This is a genomic window from Paenibacillus macerans (assembly GCF_900454495.1).
Classification (GTDB): Bacteria; Bacillota; Bacilli; order Paenibacillales; family Paenibacillaceae; genus Fontibacillus; species Fontibacillus macerans.
The window spans coordinates 2,640,120-2,657,935 of the sequence record NZ_UGSI01000001.1; the positions used below are offsets into that span (position 1 = coordinate 2,640,120).

14 protein-coding genes and 4 pseudogenes are annotated in these 17,816 nt (G+C 44.1%); 4 read left to right on the plus strand and 14 right to left on the minus strand.

The features are described 5' to 3' along the window. The 4 genes from DYE26_RS11790 to DYE26_RS11805 form a co-directional block, all read right to left on the minus strand. On the minus strand, nucleotides 1-1,113 hold the full coding sequence (locus tag DYE26_RS11790) for a pentapeptide repeat-containing protein (RefSeq protein WP_036624190.1): 1,113 nt from the start codon (nucleotides 1,111-1,113) through the stop codon (nucleotides 1-3). 16 nt (nucleotides 1,114-1,129) lie between these two features. Further along, nucleotides 1,130-2,629 (minus strand): phage baseplate assembly protein V, encoded by a 1,500-nt coding sequence (locus tag DYE26_RS11795; RefSeq protein WP_036624191.1) that lies wholly within the window; start codon nucleotides 2,627-2,629, stop codon nucleotides 1,130-1,132. Between the two features lie 3 nt (nucleotides 2,630-2,632). After that, complete coding sequence (locus tag DYE26_RS11800) at nucleotides 2,633-3,334, minus strand: hypothetical protein (RefSeq protein ID WP_036624192.1); 702 nt, start codon at nucleotides 3,332-3,334, stop codon at nucleotides 2,633-2,635. Nucleotides 3,335-3,745: 411 nt separating this feature from the next. After that, nucleotides 3,746-4,588 (minus strand): hypothetical protein, encoded by an 843-nt coding sequence (locus DYE26_RS11805; protein ID WP_036624193.1) that lies wholly within the window; start codon nucleotides 4,586-4,588, stop codon nucleotides 3,746-3,748. A 551-nt stretch (nucleotides 4,589-5,139) separates the two neighbouring features. On the opposite strand from DYE26_RS11805, the gene DYE26_RS11810 reads away from it, so the two are divergent. Beyond that, complete coding sequence (locus DYE26_RS11810; RefSeq protein ID WP_051985576.1) at nucleotides 5,140-5,478, plus strand: helix-turn-helix domain-containing protein; 339 nt, start codon at nucleotides 5,140-5,142, stop codon at nucleotides 5,476-5,478. A gap of 475 nt (nucleotides 5,479-5,953) precedes the next feature. On the opposite strand, the gene DYE26_RS33115 is transcribed toward DYE26_RS11810, so the two are convergent. The 4 genes from DYE26_RS33115 to DYE26_RS11830 form a co-directional block, all read right to left on the minus strand. After that, on the minus strand, nucleotides 5,954-6,265 hold the full coding sequence (locus DYE26_RS33115) for a hypothetical protein (protein ID WP_127463416.1): 312 nt from the start codon (nucleotides 6,263-6,265) through the stop codon (nucleotides 5,954-5,956). A gap of 260 nt (nucleotides 6,266-6,525) precedes the next feature. Next, nucleotides 6,526-6,708, minus strand: a complete 183-nt coding sequence (locus DYE26_RS11820; RefSeq protein WP_036624196.1) for a hypothetical protein — start codon at nucleotides 6,706-6,708, stop codon at nucleotides 6,526-6,528. Nucleotides 6,709-7,053: 345 nt separating this feature from the next. Continuing rightward, nucleotides 7,054-7,608: a hypothetical protein gene (locus tag DYE26_RS11825; RefSeq protein ID WP_036624197.1), complete on the minus strand. Its 555-nt coding sequence runs from the start codon at nucleotides 7,606-7,608 to the stop codon at nucleotides 7,054-7,056. Between the two features lie 95 nt (nucleotides 7,609-7,703). Beyond that, nucleotides 7,704-8,834, minus strand: coding sequence for a hypothetical protein (locus DYE26_RS11830; RefSeq protein WP_036624198.1), 1,131 nt, complete (start codon nucleotides 8,832-8,834; stop codon nucleotides 7,704-7,706). 383 nt (nucleotides 8,835-9,217) lie between these two features. Here DYE26_RS11830 and DYE26_RS11835 point away from each other — a divergent pair, with 383 nt between their 5' ends. Further along, nucleotides 9,218-9,751 carry a hypothetical protein gene (locus DYE26_RS11835; protein WP_036624200.1) on the plus strand — a complete coding sequence of 178 codons (534 nt, stop codon included), beginning with the start codon at nucleotides 9,218-9,220 and terminating at the stop codon, nucleotides 9,749-9,751. A gap of 82 nt (nucleotides 9,752-9,833) precedes the next feature. Here DYE26_RS11835 and DYE26_RS11840 read toward each other — a convergent pair. After that, nucleotides 9,834-10,204 (minus strand): annotated as a pseudogene (locus tag DYE26_RS11840) (transposase); the annotation flags it as partial. A 451-nt stretch (nucleotides 10,205-10,655) separates the two neighbouring features. Between DYE26_RS11840 and DYE26_RS11845 the strand changes: the two are divergent. Then, nucleotides 10,656-12,050 (plus strand): helix-turn-helix domain-containing protein, encoded by a 1,395-nt coding sequence (locus DYE26_RS11845; RefSeq protein WP_036624201.1) that lies wholly within the window; start codon nucleotides 10,656-10,658, stop codon nucleotides 12,048-12,050. A 274-nt stretch (nucleotides 12,051-12,324) separates the two neighbouring features. On the opposite strand, the pseudogene DYE26_RS11850 reads toward DYE26_RS11845, so the two are convergent. After that, nucleotides 12,325-12,465, minus strand: a pseudogene (locus DYE26_RS11850) (transposase); the annotation flags it as partial. 350 nt (nucleotides 12,466-12,815) lie between these two features. Next, nucleotides 12,816-12,935, minus strand: a pseudogene (locus DYE26_RS34845) (DUF6492 family protein); the annotation flags it as partial. Nucleotides 12,936-13,130: 195 nt separating this feature from the next. Here DYE26_RS34845 and DYE26_RS11860 point away from each other — a divergent pair. Beyond that, a complete protein-coding gene (locus DYE26_RS11860; RefSeq protein ID WP_036628448.1) occupies nucleotides 13,131-13,892 on the plus strand; it encodes a YheC/YheD family protein in 762 nt (253 codons plus the stop codon). A 244-nt stretch (nucleotides 13,893-14,136) separates the two neighbouring features. Here the strand turns inward: DYE26_RS11860 and DYE26_RS11865 are convergent, their stop codons facing one another. The 3 genes and pseudogenes from DYE26_RS11865 to DYE26_RS11875 form a co-directional block, all read right to left on the minus strand. Next, nucleotides 14,137-14,883 carry a succinylglutamate desuccinylase/aspartoacylase family protein gene (locus DYE26_RS11865; protein ID WP_063836318.1) on the minus strand — a complete coding sequence of 249 codons (747 nt, stop codon included), beginning with the start codon at nucleotides 14,881-14,883 and terminating at the stop codon, nucleotides 14,137-14,139. A 445-nt stretch (nucleotides 14,884-15,328) separates the two neighbouring features. Continuing rightward, nucleotides 15,329-15,628: a hypothetical protein gene (locus DYE26_RS33790; RefSeq protein ID WP_176599715.1), complete on the minus strand. Its 300-nt coding sequence runs from the start codon at nucleotides 15,626-15,628 to the stop codon at nucleotides 15,329-15,331. A 75-nt stretch (nucleotides 15,629-15,703) separates the two neighbouring features. Next, a pseudogene (locus tag DYE26_RS11875) lies at nucleotides 15,704-17,686 on the minus strand (collagen-like protein). Nucleotides 17,687-17,816: the final 130 nt, after the last annotated feature.

Consider the following 17,816-nt stretch of genomic DNA (forward strand, 5'->3'; position numbering starts at 1 on the left):
TTATCCCCCAGCCGGTACGGGAACGCCGTTTTCGTCTTCCTCCATCCAGATGATGCTGCGCTTTTGCTCCTCGCTGAGCTGCCATTTCATGGAATCTTGTTTCATCACCGTAACCCCGGCTAAATTTGCGCCCTGAAAATCAGCCCCGCCCAAATCGGCATACAGCAGGCTCGCTCCCTCCAGGTTGGCATCGTTAAACCGGACGCCGCCAAACCCCAGCACCATCCCCTCGTGGATAAACCGTTCCCCGCCCACAGCTTCCGTAAACCGGGCACCGCGCAGATCGCTTCCGCTGAAATCGGCATCGTACAGCAAACTTTGGCTTAAGTCGGCGCCACTCAGGTTGCTGCCGCTAAAATCGGTGCCGATACAGACGCTTCGCTGCAACCGCGAACCGCTAAAATCGCTCCCCGTGCAGTGGCTGTAGCGCAGATCGATGTCTTCATAACTCCCTCCGCTCAAATTCAATCCACGGAAGTCGCTGTTCATATAAACATTCGGCAATTTTTGCTCCAGCCAGCGCTTCAGGACCGCCGCATCCTTCTCCGAAACGTCTTCCATCCAAATCTGTTCACTGAAGTCCTTATACTCCCCGGTGCGGAATCTAAGCACATCGGCCCGCTCCACCAGCCGGAATTCCGGCAGGTCTAGCAGCCGCGGCACAATCCGCCGTATCCACTCTCTTACAAACTGGTGAAGAACCGCGATCTCCCGCAGCAGGATCGCATCCTGGTCCAGCTCAGGCATAATTCTGAGCAGTTTTTTACGCAATTCTTGCTTAAAGTCCTGTAAAAACAAGTGCAACCAAGGCAGTTCAACCAGCTCCATACACTCGCTTCGGTCCACATACCAGCGGTCATCGTAAGCTTCCAGGCTGTAAACCAGCTTCCCCTGCAGCAGCCAGGACCGCAAATAAGAAAAATGAATAAAGGCGATTCCAGCTTTCGTCCCGCCTACCTGCTGCTCGCGGATACGCAAGCAGAGCTTGCGAAACGCTTCGATCAGCTCGGCGGAATGCGGCTCCATCATCCCGCTGCGCCAAATCCCGTCGGCTTTAAGCAGCAGCGCGTCCCGCAGTGCGGCAATCTCCTGTTCTACTACCGGATCCGTCAAGCTCTTCCCCCCTGTCCTAATTGTTTCGCACCTGATTTCCTTTCAGCACGACATCGTTTTCGATCACCAGCGAGCTGTCCTTGCAGCTCATCTCCACCTTCTCGCTCGCCGCCAGCGTAATGTTCTTTGACTGCAAAATCACATTTTCTGTCGCGGTCACTTTAATATCCTTGCTGCTGGTCAAGGTGATGCCGTTCTCATCCTCCAGCAGAATCGATACACCGTCCCCGGAAATCATAATGTAATCCGGTGCCAGCACGATCATTTTTCCGTTCTTCGTCTTGAGCGTTTTGATTTCCGGGTCCTGCATCGGATCGCTGCCTCCCGCGCCGGCCGAACCGCCAGAGCCGCTAGTCCCCGCTCTCGCCGCGCCTACGCCCGAACCGGCTGCTCCACCACCCGAAGCGCCGCCGCCGGAACTTCCGGATTTCGCCACTGAACTGGTGGCAAAGGCGTCCTTCTCCTCATGCGTCGGAAAATAAATCCGCACATTATCCCCCTGCTCTGGCATGAAGTACCATCCGGCATTGTCCGCAGATGCGTAAATCGTCGAGTACGGTAGCCAGCAGGCCGTTCCTTCATCCTGAGCTGAATCCATGTTCAGATGTACCTTGACCGTATCCTTGCTTACGGCGAGGACTTGCCCCTGGACCGAAGCACCGACGATCATGGTGTTATACTGTTTCGGGATCACCAACCCGCCTTCTCTGGCTAACGTATATCTGCGTTTTAAAACCCCTTGTTCCAGGACCATCCCGACCTGGCTCACAAGCAGCTTTTTCCCGTTAAACTCCACCTCATGCCCGACATCCAGCACCTGCGGCGACTCCACTTCATAGAACACAAAATCATGCTGCGAGACCCCTGGAATACGGGCACGCTGCGCCTGCTGATACAGGTCCATCCGTTTTTGAACGCGGTAATTGTGCACGGTCAGCTTGCCTTTGCTGCCGAGCTCGGGCAGCCCGACATAACACAAGATCCGCTCATCCATGGCAGCGGGGACAATCCCCGTATGAAAATGCGAAGCCAGCCGCTTAAGCAGTTGCCAATCGCTTTCTTGATACTGCAAAATCATGCTCTCCAGCGAGGACCCGTTCGACGCGTAATCGATTAAGTCCGCCTGGGGATAGGCGCCGATGACTTGATTCATCAAGGACCGGTAGGCCAAACCGATTTGCTGAAAAGACCGGTCCACCGGCTGTAAGTCCAGCTTATAGGTGTTTGACACCGCATCCACGGAAATGAAGTGCACCCCTTGAGCCATCTGGATTTCAACATCCAGAATCATGCCGTGGAACAGCGTCACCCGCTTGCCTTGCTCATCGACCTCCTTCACCACGATCTCCGTCTGCGCGTCAGCCATTTGCACGTAACTGTCTTTACGGCTCTCCGGAACGATCCCTTTAAACGTCAGTTTGACATGCTCGTTCATCCGCTTGTCGATCTTCAGTTCCTGCAACCGCTCCAGCTCAAACGGTTCGATCACAATGTACGAATTCAGCGTCTGTTCCATGCCTTATCCCTCCCCTTTGTGTTCCTGGCCAATCACCTGTAAGGATGCCATCATACCGTGGGCGATCGGACGCCATAACTTCATCTCTTTTTCCATGCAATTCACCCCGAAGAAAAGCCCTTTTTCTTCCCAGGCCATAAAAAAAGTCAAGTTATAAATGTTCCCGTCCATCGCCGGGGAAACAAACTCGTAATATCCGGCCCGTTTTTTGCCCTGTTGTTCCGTCTGCACGGGTCGTCCCTGGGAATGCTGTCCTGCTTCCGGTTCAACCTCGCCCAACGCAAACACCCCGTTGGACAACCAGGAGGCATTGGGCTGCATGCGTTTCAGCATCTTCAGCAATTCCGCCTGATACACCTCCATCTCATCGTCAAACAGCCGATTCTCCGTAGGATTGACCGTCACATTGACCGTCAGGGTATCATTGGTGTAAATCAGCTTGGGACGCCGTTCGGACGGGTATTTGATTTTCGCATAGGCCTCTGGCATTTCGCTAAAAGACACCGGCAAACGCAAGGCTACCTGCCCCGGGACCACCTCCGTTACAGTAAACTCAATGCTTTCCTTTTCAAGTTCCAGCTCCCCGGCAAGAACCGCTCTTGTTACCTCCGGAATGGAAAGCCGATTCTCCCGAACCCGTTCTTGTTCCTGCTGTTCTTCCTCCTGAATCATCCTCAGAAACTGCTCATCGATAAAGTTGGTCATTTAAGCACCTCTTTCGCCATATGTACTCGCTTAAGACCTAACAACTTCCGCCGCTCCCCCCAGCCAACACCCCGACAGTTACAAAAAACAGCGACCCCATCCCGATAAAACCGTCGAGAAAGCAATCGCTGTCTAAGCTGCGCAGGTACGTCCTTTCTTGCACTAACCGTTGGAGATGTATAGGATAAAGGAATGACAAAACCCTTTCTTATGTATATCGGTATAAACTTCCATTTGTTTTACACCGATCTCCGTAATTTGGGGTAATTTTCAAGCGGGCATAAAAAAAGAAACCGGCCCCCTTCCGGGTTCCGGTCTCCAGTGAAAGCTATCCAGCCAGCTTAATGTTCCAACCCATGATTTGCAGTTATTGTTCCGGGCGTACTCGGTACAACAGGTGCTACGACAACACTAATTAATCCCAATACGACGACCATCGAAAAAAATGCCTTTTTCATTGCTTAATTCCTCCTTGAGAGTTTCATTCATGAAAACAATGTACCGCTTTTGCTGATCTTCGTTGGCATGTTCTCTAAATGACTCAAACAGAGCAGTAAACTTTTTGAACGCTACTGTGTCTTTTAGTATATCAGATAATTCCAAACCTTGAAATGTTTTGTCTATTGCAACACTGTATTGCTGACGAACAAAGTAATACAGCGATAATCTATAGAATACTTTCATCAGGTATAATGCTCGCCGTTGTTTGTAATATTCGATTGCCTTATTTATATCGTTTTCAAAAGATTCTAATATCTCTTCAACATCGAAATTATGTTTTATTGCTGCTTCGGTAATGTTAAGTAATCCTGGCATCAACTCATCAATTCTAGATTCTCTCAGGAATTGAACATATGGATCCAGATATTCTAAATTGCCTTGAAGCACGTTTACAGCGAACATGTTTGCTTTGGCGAACATTTTAAAAAAATTAATTTCTTCGCGGGCTTCCTTGCTTCCGTCATCTAACCAGGATAGATCGCTGTACTTCTCGATAAGGGCCTTTGCTTCTTTATATAGCCCCTTATTCTGCAGCGCAACGCCTTTTGCCAGTTGGCTAAATCCAAAATAATAGATTGGATGCCTGTCATAGGTTTTGTGTTTGGTTGTTTTTTCCTCTTCAAGTCCTAGTGCAGACAAGTGAAGCTTATTCGCTATTTCGATCATCTTGTCCCAATCTTCCAGGGCATATGTGGCTTTTAACAGATCAACCAGGGAATCGATTTTCAAATCATCCAGGCGTAATTCACTCACTGAAATTACCTCCTACCCCATTTTATTCCTAAAAATAATATAAGGCATAATTTACCTGCAGTCAATTAAAGTGTCCTGAAATGTATAATTTTAACACTAAAGATGTTTTATGAACTTTAGGTCACACTCTCTCCCTAGTCGTTCATGGAATAAGCTACTTAACGATTGATTACCCAGTTCCATTTACATCATCCATATCGCAGTTTTTTGATCTTTTCTCGATGAATTATGCAATCGACCAAGAGAACCTGTAATAAGCAACTGTACCAAAAAATAAAAATATCCTTCTGGCGAATAGTACTGCACAATTGGATCTGGTATCCCTCCCCTAATAGAACAAAACAGGAAAATTGTTTATTCTATATAGATTTGGCTAACAATTTGGATAAGAACCTTGGTTGTATTAACATATGATTTTCGTAAAAAAAATGGAGGTCTATGGAAAATTATACCTAACCATTCCTAAAACATCAATCTTATTTATTAATTTGACTCTATAAGGCCTCCAACTTAAAGCATTCCATCGTCTACACTGACTAAGAGGTGTAGTTATGTTAAATATAATGCAACATATCGGTGCAAAAATCCGCTTATACCGTTTGGCCAAGCATTTGACTCAGGAACAATTAGCAGATTGCATTGGCTCAACAGGCACATACATAGGGCGGTTAGAACGCGGAGAAAAAAATGTACGAATCCAAACGCTTGTTAAAATCGCTGAAGCACTTGATATCAGCATATTTGCGCTACTCGAAAACGATCATGAAGAGTATCTTTACCAGAAAAAGTGGGTCTGGGATAGCTTAACACTCATGCTCCAACAAAGCGATGCTAAGCAAAAGATGATTTATCATGTAATTCATGCAATAGTGAATGAGGAAAATAATTAGCCCCTACTCATTCACCTATACTTATCATATCAACTCCGCTTTCACCGTCTTCTTTTTCTGCCGCGGCCGCATGTCCATAAGACTGAGATTCATTCCTGATCCTTTTCTACAGAAAAAGACGTGTTTCTTAGCACGTCTTTTCGAACTAGTAGAACAATCCTGAAAGCGGTCCGACCTGAAGGAGGCTTTCCGCTTCGCTACAGAAAGCAAAGTCGTGCCGATCATAAGCAAAACTCCTGTTGGCAAGTTTCTCATTAATTGTTATTTCTTTTCCATTAATTTTCCATGTGTTAGGTCATCACGGAGGTATGTAGAACGAAGGCTTTAAAATTTTTATAGAGAAAAAAAAAGACCAGTTCATAAGCTGGTCCTCTTAATTTTATGACATCATTTTATCTTAATAAATTCTTTGTTGATCACATCATTATTTTATAGAAGGGTTTAATAATGAATCAGATCCCAACTTGATTTAATTCTAAAAATATTTACCTTGGCTTAGTTGGGGTATAAAAAGGTTTATTGTTTCTTCGCGAAACTTTTTTAATGCCAAATTTTTTCCTTCCCCTAACCAGTAATCAGGCTCGGCTAAAATTTGATTTAATTCATCAATTATCATTTCCGCGTATGCTTCTGAATTTCTCTCCTTGCTAATAACTCTTCTCAAAATATTACCCTGACGACTAGTAAGATTATCTAAACTTCCAGTTTTAATATCTAATGGATGTCTAAATTCAGCTTGATATAAACCGGTTTGGCTTAACTTTTTAGTAGCTCGATATTTCCACAATTTTTTTGTGGAAAATTTTCCTTAATGCCTTCGATAATTTTATAACAATTAGCTCCAGTATCGCCTTCAAAATAAATATCTTCGAGTATTCGATCGTATTTCGGATTGCCTTCAGGATATAAACCGCAAATAATACACATGAGTCTGAATCAGAATATGGAAATCTGTATCCCCATGTCAAACAGATTATATGCTTATATTTTGTACCCATAAAACACCTCACTATTAGAATGGCTTTAACTCTTTGGGAACCACAAGCTCTATCTAAAGTATAAGAAAAGAAGAAGTCCTACAATGATGACTATGGTAGTCAAATAACCGCCCTTTGCTAAGGCGTTCCAATCACCGATCTCAGCACGATTCATCGAATCAGCAAAATTGATGAAAGGCTTACGTTTATACTCTTCAAACTTATTTTTTTCTTGTTTTTCCCATTTGTCCATTGCACTCCCCCCCATAATCTTGTGTGCTCTTGTCATAGACAACTCTAATTCTTGTTGGTGTCCCCACTTCGGGTTTGGAACCTTCTTTTTGCATATTCTCTTACTGCCATAATCACAAATACTGTCCCTTCTGGTGTAGGCACCGATTGTTTAACCTTTGCTTGGCTACCCACGTCAAATATCTTGCCAATGCTCAGAAAAAAATCCTTTGTTCAAAATACTACCTATTTACAAGTTATAAACCGTTTGGTATATATTTGTAAATATAATTATTTATTTTGGAGGATTCATTATGAAGGACTCAATTGAAATCTACGCTCCTATACGTAAATGGGAAGACCTTCGTTATTGTTTTTTTTCTAAGTTTACGAAATTCTCCATAAGTCTGTTGGATATTTTCAACGCGTCGGCTTTGTTAGAAGCTGGTGCAGTTATTAAGTTTCCTTCGCCCTGAACCCACCGTTCAACACTTTTTTCGTTTAATTCATTCAATTGAATTGTTAATTCTTTTCTATTAAAATCTGCAAAAATGATACCATATCTGTAGTTCTCAGGCTTCCAATCAGCCTGTTGATTAACTTGTGTTGACATCATCTTACCATACCCCTCAGGATCAAACAGAATATCTACTTTCCTCATATTTTTTTGTAACTCTAACTCATTTTTTCCACTACCTAAAGTACCTGAAAAGGTACGCTCGCCATTCAACTTTCTTTTTAAAGTCCCTTGCATAACGACAGTTTCAGTTTGGATAATAGACTCATCATTCAAAACCGTTGAGTAACGAACTCCATTTAGTTTTATGTCCACTGAGATAGGACGTATGTAGATTAAAAGCAATACAATAGTACTTACTACACAAATGATTAATATAAATGTAACTGTCCCCTTCTTACTCATTAAGAGCCTCCTTTTTGTATATAAATATGGATAAATACAAAATAAAGAATAGAAAACTGATAATTTTCAGTTTTCTATTCAGCAATAACTATTTATTAATATACATCTGCCATAAAAGAAGCCATAGGTGGATAGTATTCTTTAATAATATCCTGATCAGGGTCACTGTGTGTTCCGCTGTAGTACTTAAGTGTAGGAATGGCACTAACTACATGTCCGGCGGTCTGTGACTCAATATAAAACTGCCGGGCACGTATTACCGACTCCCAGTAACTTGATTGAATAGTATCGTATGTAGGTATTGATACCGCAATAGCCTCACCATTTTTCCCAACTCCTCTTAAATTATGCAAAACAGCTAGACTTAATGAGTGTGATGTGAGTGTTAAATGATAATAGGTATCTTCTTTTTTCTCAGGTTTTACAAATGCAAAGCAAACTGTTGTAGCCGCAGAGCCATAAATATTATAATCAGAACCTGAAAGACTCTCCGGTTGACCTCCATCTGGCCAAAGCAGCTCCCAAGGGTACCAAGAAATTGCCCTAACAGTAGCAACAATTTTTTGAGCATAAATAGAGATTAATTTGTTTAAAAGTCTTTCGGCATTGTCCTGTTTATACCACATATCGAAGTCTACTCTATCCGCCATACTACTTGTTAAATTTTTAGGTACAGCATAGATAGAATAAACATTATAGTATTGTTTGGTCTTACTATCGTAAGTCCTAGAAGGTCCTTTCGAATACCAAGTATTTGAACTCGTACTGTCAGGTACTTCTGGAAACTCTGGTATGGCATTGATTGAGTATTTCCCTTCATTTTCTAATAACGTCTTCACCTCATTATTGTTCAACTTTTTCATCCCCATAGAAACCAATTCAGCCTCAACCCTATTGTACTCTTCTCGTTTTGCTTCTACTGTGAACGGAAGCTCTCCTGAAATACCTTTTTCCTCTATCGCTTCAGCTAAAAGCAGTTCTGAATTTATCCTACTAAGTTCATCCATTTTAGACTCAAAATTCTTCTCATTTGAACTAATTTCATAAGCTGATTGTTCTATAGAGTTACTAACAATACTTTCAAATATGTCAGCTTCGATTTTCACAGGGGTACTCTCGCGAAAAGGAACAATTTGTTCATCTTCAGCTATTTCATCTGCACCTGCTAATGGAACTGCTCCGAATAAAATTACTAGAGAAAGTGTAGCGGTAAGCAATTTCTTCACTAATTCCATCCTCCCTACAAAATATATTTTTGAGATATTTACCATGTTATTCCACATACTACCATGTTGGTTCAAGTCGGTATATAGTACATTAATATTAAAAAATTATAACTCCAGCCTCATCGGGAGAGTAGCGTTTGTAAGCGGATAGATAGCGTATATGAGATGGGGCGGAGATAAGCTGACATTGTCCGAATCAGTTGCCGCTCGTCATATTGTGAGCGAACCTCTATAAGCACTAGGTTCTACTAACAGGAAGGGCTATCCACATTCGCAGGGTGGGTATCTAAACAAATCATTAATAATAAAGATGAGATAAGGGGATTATAGGGAATAATCATATCAACAGAAAGTACTGAAAGCCGGCTTGGAGGAGGATATTTATGAAGAAGTTTCTCATGAAGTGTTCTTTAGCATTAGTTGCATTGGTTGGGCTGACAGATACTTCCTATGTTTTGGCATCGCCAAAAGCGAATGGGGAGTGCTATCCGATAACATTTTTTGATACTCTTGAAAAAGCTGTTACAGAATATAAAGAATTAACGGCTTCTTCGAGTCCTGTATTAATGCCAACATGGTTACCATTTGATGCAACTTTAAAAAGTGTACGTATTGTAGGATGTGGATCTGTCCTAAAAACGGAATATGTAAGTGATAATCAGAAAATCCGTGTTCACGTTAATGCTCAAATTGAGAATTCCAAATTAAGCGGGAGTTACGCCGTCTCTTTAAGTGATGGAACAAAAGCTGAATACAAGGATGGCAAATTATTTTATGTATTGCGGTTTGATAAAGAAGAGAGGAACTACATGATCGTCATTGATAAAATAAATGGTAAGCATATCAAAGAAGACGCAGTTATAGAATACTTGCAAAAAATTGCAAATTCTTTGGCTGTGGTTAAGGGAGATAGATAATTTTTCAAATAACCTCTCTCATGGTTTGTACATACAAGAAAAGACGGTTGAGAATTTTACTCAACCGTCTTTTTTCTCGATCCAATATCTCCATTAGTTGTTCCACCCATTCATCGCCGTAGCGTTTGCGAGCTTTGATTAAAGTCGTGGAATCCGGCATCTTCTCGTCAATAGAGATCCGGCAAAAACGACGCCAAGTGAGGCTGTCACCGACTTCCTGAACGAGTGTCTCGTAACCAAAGTTGTACCGACGTTTCAAGTACATTAATCGCAGGAAGGATTCAATTGTTTTGTAGGACGACCTCGTCGGGTGTTGTGCTTTTCTATGAAGGGCTGCATAAATCGCTTATCGTTAAGTAGCGCATCGACTTTTGTTAGTTCGGGCAGTGACCATACAGATTCTGGAATGATGGTATCCCATAAGGTCAACTGTTCTTCACGAAGTTTCAACACTTTCATCACCTCAAAAGGAATTTCCGAGGTTATGTTGAATTCATGAACAAAGGGAATTCAACTCACCTCAAAACGCATTGTTATCTGGTCAATAACAATTTCCGTTTTAAGTGTTTGAATTCCTTTTTATTTTTGCTCCAGTCCTGATTTTTTCAGGGGAAACTAACTACAGGATTGCTTGGTCCTCCCCTCGACTGAACTTATAATTGGTTATGTCTAACTTTGCCAATTGCACAACAGTTATCATAACACTTAAACAGAAGCATCTTTTTCGTCGTTTTCCGTTTTGAGCTAGACTTCTGGATTTATCTTAAAATCAACCCTCAAAATGTATTTTATTGACAAATGGTAACATTTGTAATAGATTATTAGTAGAAATTGACCGTTGATCAAAAAGAAAATTTATAATTTGGGGTTCCTAGTCTGCATGGTCCTAATAGGGGGGGTTTGAATGATTCAGACAACCACGATTATCGCAGAAATTAATAAATTTATGCAGCAGAATAATCTAAACCTTACACAATTGGCAAGGAGATCCGAGATCAACACGGGAACTATTAGCGCAGTTCTAAGCGGTGCACGTCCGCTGGCGGTCGATCAAATGGATCGGATAACTGGAGCAATGGGGCTTTCAAAAGGGCATTTTTATAAGACCTATATTCGGGATTATCTTCAGGAGATGAACCCTGACTGGCGAAGAGTAAGACCTTTTATACATAATTGTGCCGAACTGGACAAGTTAGATCATATACGCGAAGTTGTGGCTTTACTGCTCGATAATTTGTTATACTCCCCGCTTTTGTTTGATCTGGCTGAGGAATTGTTTGAAATAGGCAAACATGAAGCGGCGGCGATTCTTTACGAAAATGTGGCTATGAGCGAACGAAATCAGCATTCTGAACGGTTGGCCTTGTGCCAATATCGCCTATTTAAGATTAGGCTTGGCAATAACCAGTCTCACAATATGCTGCTATCCCATCAGTTTGAACCATATGTAGAGCGTCTGGATGAAATAGATCAACTGGATGCATTGAAGGATTTGGCAAACATTTACCGTGCACTTTATAATTGGGATAAGGTTGAGGAATTGGCGGTAATTTTGGAGTGTAAGGGAAGGATTCAATATAAATTAGCACATCAAATCAAAAAAAGAGAAACTTCCAAAAAGCCTGGGAGACCATTATTCTTTTATTGTGCATATGCCAATCTTCTCCGTGCTTGTGTATGTGAGGCAAGGAAAGATTATAAGCAGGCGTTGCATTATACGAATATTTACTCTGATTTGGAATGGGTAGAGGAAAAAGATAACGATGCGCTTCACTGGCTTCATTTATTTAAAGAATGGGCCAGAGTCAATACTTATGCGTATACGCTTCTATCAGGGGATTCAAGTGTAATTCCGAAGTATATCGATTACATGGAAACGAATAAAGATGAGGTTTTGCCTGGATTGTTCAATATTATTGAAGCAGCAAACCGATTTGATCTCGAAATAGATGATATCCTGGAACGATTTGATTCATATATCGTCGACTATATAAAGGATCAGCACACTATTGGTTTATATACAGACCAATTGATCGCTACAGCTTTCGCTGACTTCTTGCACGAATTAGCGGCTTATTATTTTAATCGTAATCTGTATCCGTTTGGATTTAAATATTTATTGCACTGTTTGGAATTATCTGCAAAAATCAATAAGAGATCATGTATAATTAAATCAGTTGGATTGTTTGAACGCTTTAGAGCTGCAGCTTCATCTGAAACGAAATCAACCTATCAAAATCTGATTAATGAGGTGTATGAAGATGAAAAAGACAAGGCCGCTTCTCTATTTGGCAACTAGTTTGCTTTTTGTTACTTCCGTTCTTGTTAACACACAAAACCTCATTCAACTTTTGGGTTTCACTCATGGAGGCGGCTGATTGAAAAGAAAACCTGAAAGCTGCGGTTTATTTGACTCCGATTATGTAAATACACAGCTGAAATAAGAAAAGGAGTGTGGATACCCACTTCAGGCTATTGGCAAAGCTCTGTTTTTTGAGTTCGTTTGAATAAGTTGGATGAATTTCTGAAGTATTGAGTATTAAAATATAAGAAGATCGCCCCACCTGGCCAGCTTAACCAGATAGGGCGATCTTCTTGATTTTTTGACATATAGCGGTCATGAGCGCTTGCTCTAAGACTTTTTTCTTGCTGCGAAACCGACAATAGTGAAGTCCGTGGAGCTCTTTGGCATCCGCGAAACTTCGCTCAATCGTGCAGAAGTCTATTGATTATCGCCAAACCAAATGTTTTCCGTTCCTGTGCGAGTATCTGTCCAAACGCTGACAAGACGGTCTGTTTGGGGGACAACCGCATTTCCAGTATAATCTCCAATTAAAGTGAGACCTGCAACGCTTCTGGATGCGGAGTTCGAACGGCGCTTTGCCGAAGAAATCGAAGGAATGCTTGATCAAAATAAGGTGGATGTATACTATTTTCGTTTATACGATTTTTGGAATGCAACACATTACTGGGAAGATGCCTACTGGCGCTCGCATTTGACCTACCATCCGTTTCTAGTTCGTTACCGCCCATCTTCAATAAAAATGTGTCCAATCGGATGCTATACATAACGGCGAACGCTATCGATAACGTAGGGAAGGGTACCTAAATCTTTTTCGATAGCAGGTATTAGCACATCGATCATAGGCGCACGATTTAACTGTCTTCTACGCTGAACTTCCATCTCCTCATTCCTTGCACAAATGATTACATTTTTTTCATGGTATGTGTACAAATACGGTTTGGTCAGGGCGTAAGCGAGTATGCCTTTTTTAAAATAGGGGGGCTTTTGCTTAGGGTTGCTTTATCATTACTGCATATAATGCATGGTCATGGTGAAGTCGCAGGTCTATTGCATCTGCTGAAGGGAGAGGTAAATGTGAAGGTTGGAAAATTGCAGCCTTTAAGAAGCAAATGGGTGAAAACAAAAGTAATTCTCAATAACAGCTTCATTAAACCGTTTATCCCTGACACACAGAGGTATAACAAGGCCAATCTGAAGTCTATGATTAGCAAATACGGTATGGTGTACATTAAACCTGAGAGCGGTACTTACGGAATGGGTGTCATTAAAGCAGAGAAGGTGAATCCTCAAAGTTTTGCCTACCAAATTGAGCAAAAACGACTGACGTTCGACAACTTTGAATCGTTCCATGCAAGTCTAGAACGTCTGGTGCGCAAAAAAAGCTATCTAGTTCAGAAAGGTATCCATCTGCTCAAGCACAACAACAGACGTTTTGACATCCGGGTCATGATCCAGTTAAACCCAAGCCATCAGTGGGAAGCTACCGGCATTATCGGTCGCCTTGGTCATCCGAAAAAAATCGTAACCAATTATCATAGCGGCGGTAAGCCGATGGATGTTCATAAGCTGTTGGAATCCCATGCATCCCCAAAACGAAGAAAAGAACTGGTTCGGGAAATGAATGAGCTTAGCCTGCACATAGCCCGTCATATGAAGAAAAAATACCCTCACCTGAAGCAAATCGGCGTGGATATTGGGCTGGACCGTGGTATGAAGCCCTGGATTATTGAGGTGAATGTCAAACCGGATCCCTTTATTTTTAATCAATTAAAGGACAAGACGATGTATCGTAGGGTCAGGCAATGCTACCGGCGCGCTGCTTCAAAAGTGAAATAAAAAAATGGCATTGCTTTAATTTATGTATTCTACTTTAAGTAGGAATTAACTTATACTTCTCCATATAACTAAACGAGAACATGAGTATGATTGCTTATTAAAGACAAAATACGCTATCTCCAAAAGCGGGCATATCCTCTGTTGAGGATAACGCCCGCTTTTGATTTTTAAGTTTTTGTATATAATTGCATTTTATTCGTCATTGTTAAGCATATAATGATATACGCTTCATTCATTACATGATCTAGAATAGCGTTGCCCCAACAAAACCATAATTAACATGCTTTCTGTTGTTTGTTTTTGGAGGACGCTTCCCCATTAAATTTGCTTCTTCAAGAAAATAATGAATGATACGAGCTTGATAATGAACTCTTTTGGATAGGGGCAGGCTCCAGCATGTCTCTACAGTTATGGCTTTGGCATGAAGCAGCCGGCTTGCTGCCGTACGCCCTGTACCTTCCTTATGTTTAATACGTGAGCTAAAGCGATGTTTTGGAATATCGATACTGCTATTTATCTTGCCCACAATTCTTCTAACTGTAGGCTGAGCTTTACTGCCAGGGTTGATTATGAGTGTCTGACCCAGTCTTTTGGGATTTACTTTAGACAACCCGTTTGCTTCATGAAGATCAATATACCAATTGGGGCGATGTTTTTTTGCTAATTCAAACAACTCTTTAGCGAGCGGATGCTTGGCCGATTTATGCACGCTCCTAGGAAAAGTCCTATTCAAATCAGGAATGCCGCGAATGCGTTTTTTATATGCTTGATTATTTACTGTCGGAACGAGAATGAGTTTGCCTTTTTCTATCTTCAAGTTTCCTCTACGCAACCTATCCAATAATTGCTGGGCCGCACGGATACTGGCTATTTCATTGCCGTGAATTCCCGCAGTAATAAAGACGGTTTCTCCCGGATTTTTACCTTCAATAACATAATACGGTGTTTTATAACTGGAATTTTGCGCTAGAAACTGTTTCCTGATCATCATAAGGCTCTCACCTCCTGTGTGATAAGATATCATACGGGTATGTTTTATTGGGAGACACGTACAGAATGACCGAGCAATCTGCGGATTATTGGGGTTAGATATGTTAAGGAAATGCCCTTGATAAGACTAAGAGGTATCGTACGAATATCACTTGGTGTGACGGTCACTCCGCTCGATACAGAATGGTGGAACTCCATTACACAACTGTACGTCGGGTTTTGCCTTCAAAAAGGCAAACTGATGTAAAATTCTTTCAGGACAGCAGTACCAAAGCTAACTAACCCGCTCCGATGTCTCCAAATCTTCCTTTAATGTTGATGGCGAACAAGACAAAATAAAAAACCGCTTCTGATCACAATTCAGAGGCGGTTTTTTGCTTAATTAAATAAAGTATACACAAGGATTGCTGCATAAAATTATGGCAAGACAGCATCACTTTTTGTGCCTAAATCAATGCCCCGGTAAAAGTAATGGCTCCAATAGCATTCGCAGTACCTTCCAAAGTTAAAGCATCTAAGGAATACGTAATATTTCCTGTTCCGGGGGTTAAATCTACATGATCGACACTGGTGACTTCAAATGTGTTATTTGCAGTTGCATGTTGATTAATGCTGAAAATTATAGTCGCCCCACGAAGAATTTGTAGCTGAATTGCAGTAGCTCCTGCCGTTGATTCCCATCCGACAATTCCGGTTAACCAAACACTGCTTCCTGCTGTTACTCCAGTAATTGTGATTGTTTTCAAGGTGGTTGCAACTGTGGTGATTGGGATAGCTGAACTACCTGTTGTATTAGGTGAATTTTCAGATACTTGAAATTCTCAAAAAGACCCTGTTACACCAGTGGCTCCTGTTGCTCCTGTTGCTCCTGTTGCACCTGTGGCTCCTGTGGCTCCTGTTGCACCTGTTGCTCCGGTCGCTCCTGTTGCTCCGGTCGCTCCTGTTGCACCTGTTGCTCCGGTTGCCCCTGTGGCTCCCGTTGCACCTGTCGCTCCTGTTGCTCCTGTCTCTCCCGTTGCTCCAGTTGCACCCGTGGCTCCAGTTGCTCCCGTTTCCCCTGTTGCTCCTGTGGCTCCCGTTCCTCCTGTTGCTCCGGTCGCTCCTGTTGCTCCCGTCGATCCAGTTGCCCCTGTTCACACCTGTCGCACCCGTTGCACCTGTGGCACCAGTCTCTCCAGTTGCTCCAGTCTCTCCAGTTGCTCCCGTGGCTCCTGTCGCTCCTGTTGCTCCAGTCTCTCCAGTTGCTCCAGTCGGACCCGTTGCACCTGTTGCTCCCGTAGCTCCTGTTCCTCCTGTTGCCCCCGTTTCTCCTGTTGCCCCTGTTGCTCCGGTTGCCCCTGTGGCTCCCGTTGCTCCCGTTGCTCCAGTTTCTCCGGTCGCTCCTGTGGCTCCTGTTGTTCCTGTTGCCCCTGTGGCTCCCGTTGCTCCGGTTGCTCCTGTTGCCCCTGTCGCACCTGTCGCTCCCGTGGCACCCGTCGCTCCTGTGGCACCTGTTGCTCCTGTTGCTCCTGTCGCTCCCGTTGCACCCGTTGCTCCCGTAGCTCCCGTCGCTCCTGTGGCACCTGTTGCTCCCGTCGCTCCCGTCGCTCCTGTGGCACCTGTTGCTCCCGTCGCTCCCGTTGCTCCCGTCGCTCCTGTGGCACCTGTTGCTCCAGTCTCTCCAGTTGCTCCAGCCGGACCCGTCACTCCTGTTGCTCCTGTCGCACCCGTGGCACCAGTTGCTCCTGTAGCACCCGTCGCTCCTGTTGCTCCAGTCTCTCCAGTTGCTCCAGTCGGACCCGTTGCTCCTGTGGCACCTGTTGCTCCCGTTGCTCCAGTCTCTCCAGTTGCTCCAGTCGGACCCGTCGCTCCCGTTGCTCCCGTAGCTCCTGTTGCTCCTGTGGCTCCCGTTGCTCCAGTCTCTCCAGTCTCTCCAGTTGCTCCAGTCGGACCCGTCGCTCCTGTCGCTCCCGTGGCACCTGTGGCACCAGTCTCTCCAGTTGCTCCAGTCTCTCCAGTTGCTCCCGTGGCTCCCGTGGCTCCTGTCGCTCCTGTTGCTCCAGTCGGACCCGTTGCACCTGTTGCTCCCGTAGCTCCTGTTCCTCCTGTTGCCCCCGTTTCTCCTGTTGCCCCTGTTGCTCCGGTTGCTCCCGTTACTCCTGTCGCTCCCGTTGCTCCAGTTTCTCCGGTCGCTCCCGTTGCCCCTGTCGCACCTGTCGCTCCCGTGGCACCCGTCGCTCCTGTGGCACCTGTTGCTCCTGTGGCTCCGGTGGCTCCCGTGGCTCCTGTTGCTCCTGTGCTCCTGTGGCTCCTGTTGGTCCCGTGGCTCCTGTTGCTCCTGTCGCTCCCGTGGCTCCCGTGGCTCCCGTAGCTCCTGTAGCACCTGTGGCTCCTGTAGCACCCGTCGATCCAGTTGCTCCTGTTGCTCCCGTCGCGCCCGTGGCTCCTGTTTCACCCGTGGCACCTGTCGCTCCTGTTGCACCAGTCCCTCCAGTTGCTCCAGTCGGCCCCGTCGCTCCCGTTGCTCCTGTTGCTCCTGTAGCACCTGTGGCTCCTGTAGCACCCGTCGATCCAGTTGCCCCTATAGCTCCTGCCCCTGGCACCGGATCTTCTATTCTTACATTTGCCGATCCCGGGGTTACTTCAATTTCCAAGGTATCAGACAAGAACGTTATCTTCTCCCCAGCCCCAACACTGGCCGCCCCCGTCGTGCCGATAACATTAAAAAGATGCTGTCCGAGACTTAGCCCTCCGTTAGGGCCAGTGGAACCGGTCGGCCCTGGTACACCAACTGGTCCAGGTGCTTTCGTTGGGGGAGCACCCACTTGTAATGGTCTTGTTCGCTCCTTTATCTTTCTTATTTCATGCATATCGATACATCTTAATGCTTGACTTAGATAAAGAAGAGATTTTGCAACTTTCCGCTTAGCTGAGCTTATTTTTTGTTGTTTTGCA

Excerpts from the sequence above, each read along its gene's own strand:
- DYE26_RS11795 (WP_036624191.1), bottom strand. The coding sequence starts at position 2,629 with ATGGAACAGACGCTGAATTCGTACATTGTGATCGAACCGTTTGAGCTG.
- DYE26_RS11800 (WP_036624192.1), bottom strand. The coding sequence starts at position 3,334 with ATGACCAACTTTATCGATGAGCAGTTTCTGAGGATGATTCAGGAGGAA.
- DYE26_RS11810 (WP_051985576.1), top strand. The coding sequence starts at position 5,140 with ATGTTAAATATAATGCAACATATCGGTGCAAAAATCCGCTTATACCGT.
- DYE26_RS11820 (WP_036624196.1), bottom strand. The coding sequence starts at position 6,708 with ATGGACAAATGGGAAAAACAAGAAAAAAATAAGTTTGAAGAGTATAAA.
- DYE26_RS11825 (WP_036624197.1), bottom strand. The coding sequence starts at position 7,608 with ATGAGTAAGAAGGGGACAGTTACATTTATATTAATCATTTGTGTAGTA.
- DYE26_RS11835 (WP_036624200.1), top strand. The coding sequence starts at position 9,218 with ATGAAGAAGTTTCTCATGAAGTGTTCTTTAGCATTAGTTGCATTGGTT.
- DYE26_RS11845 (WP_036624201.1), top strand. The coding sequence starts at position 10,656 with ATGATTCAGACAACCACGATTATCGCAGAAATTAATAAATTTATGCAG.
- DYE26_RS11865 (WP_063836318.1), bottom strand. The coding sequence starts at position 14,883 with ATGATGATCAGGAAACAGTTTCTAGCGCAAAATTCCAGTTATAAAACA.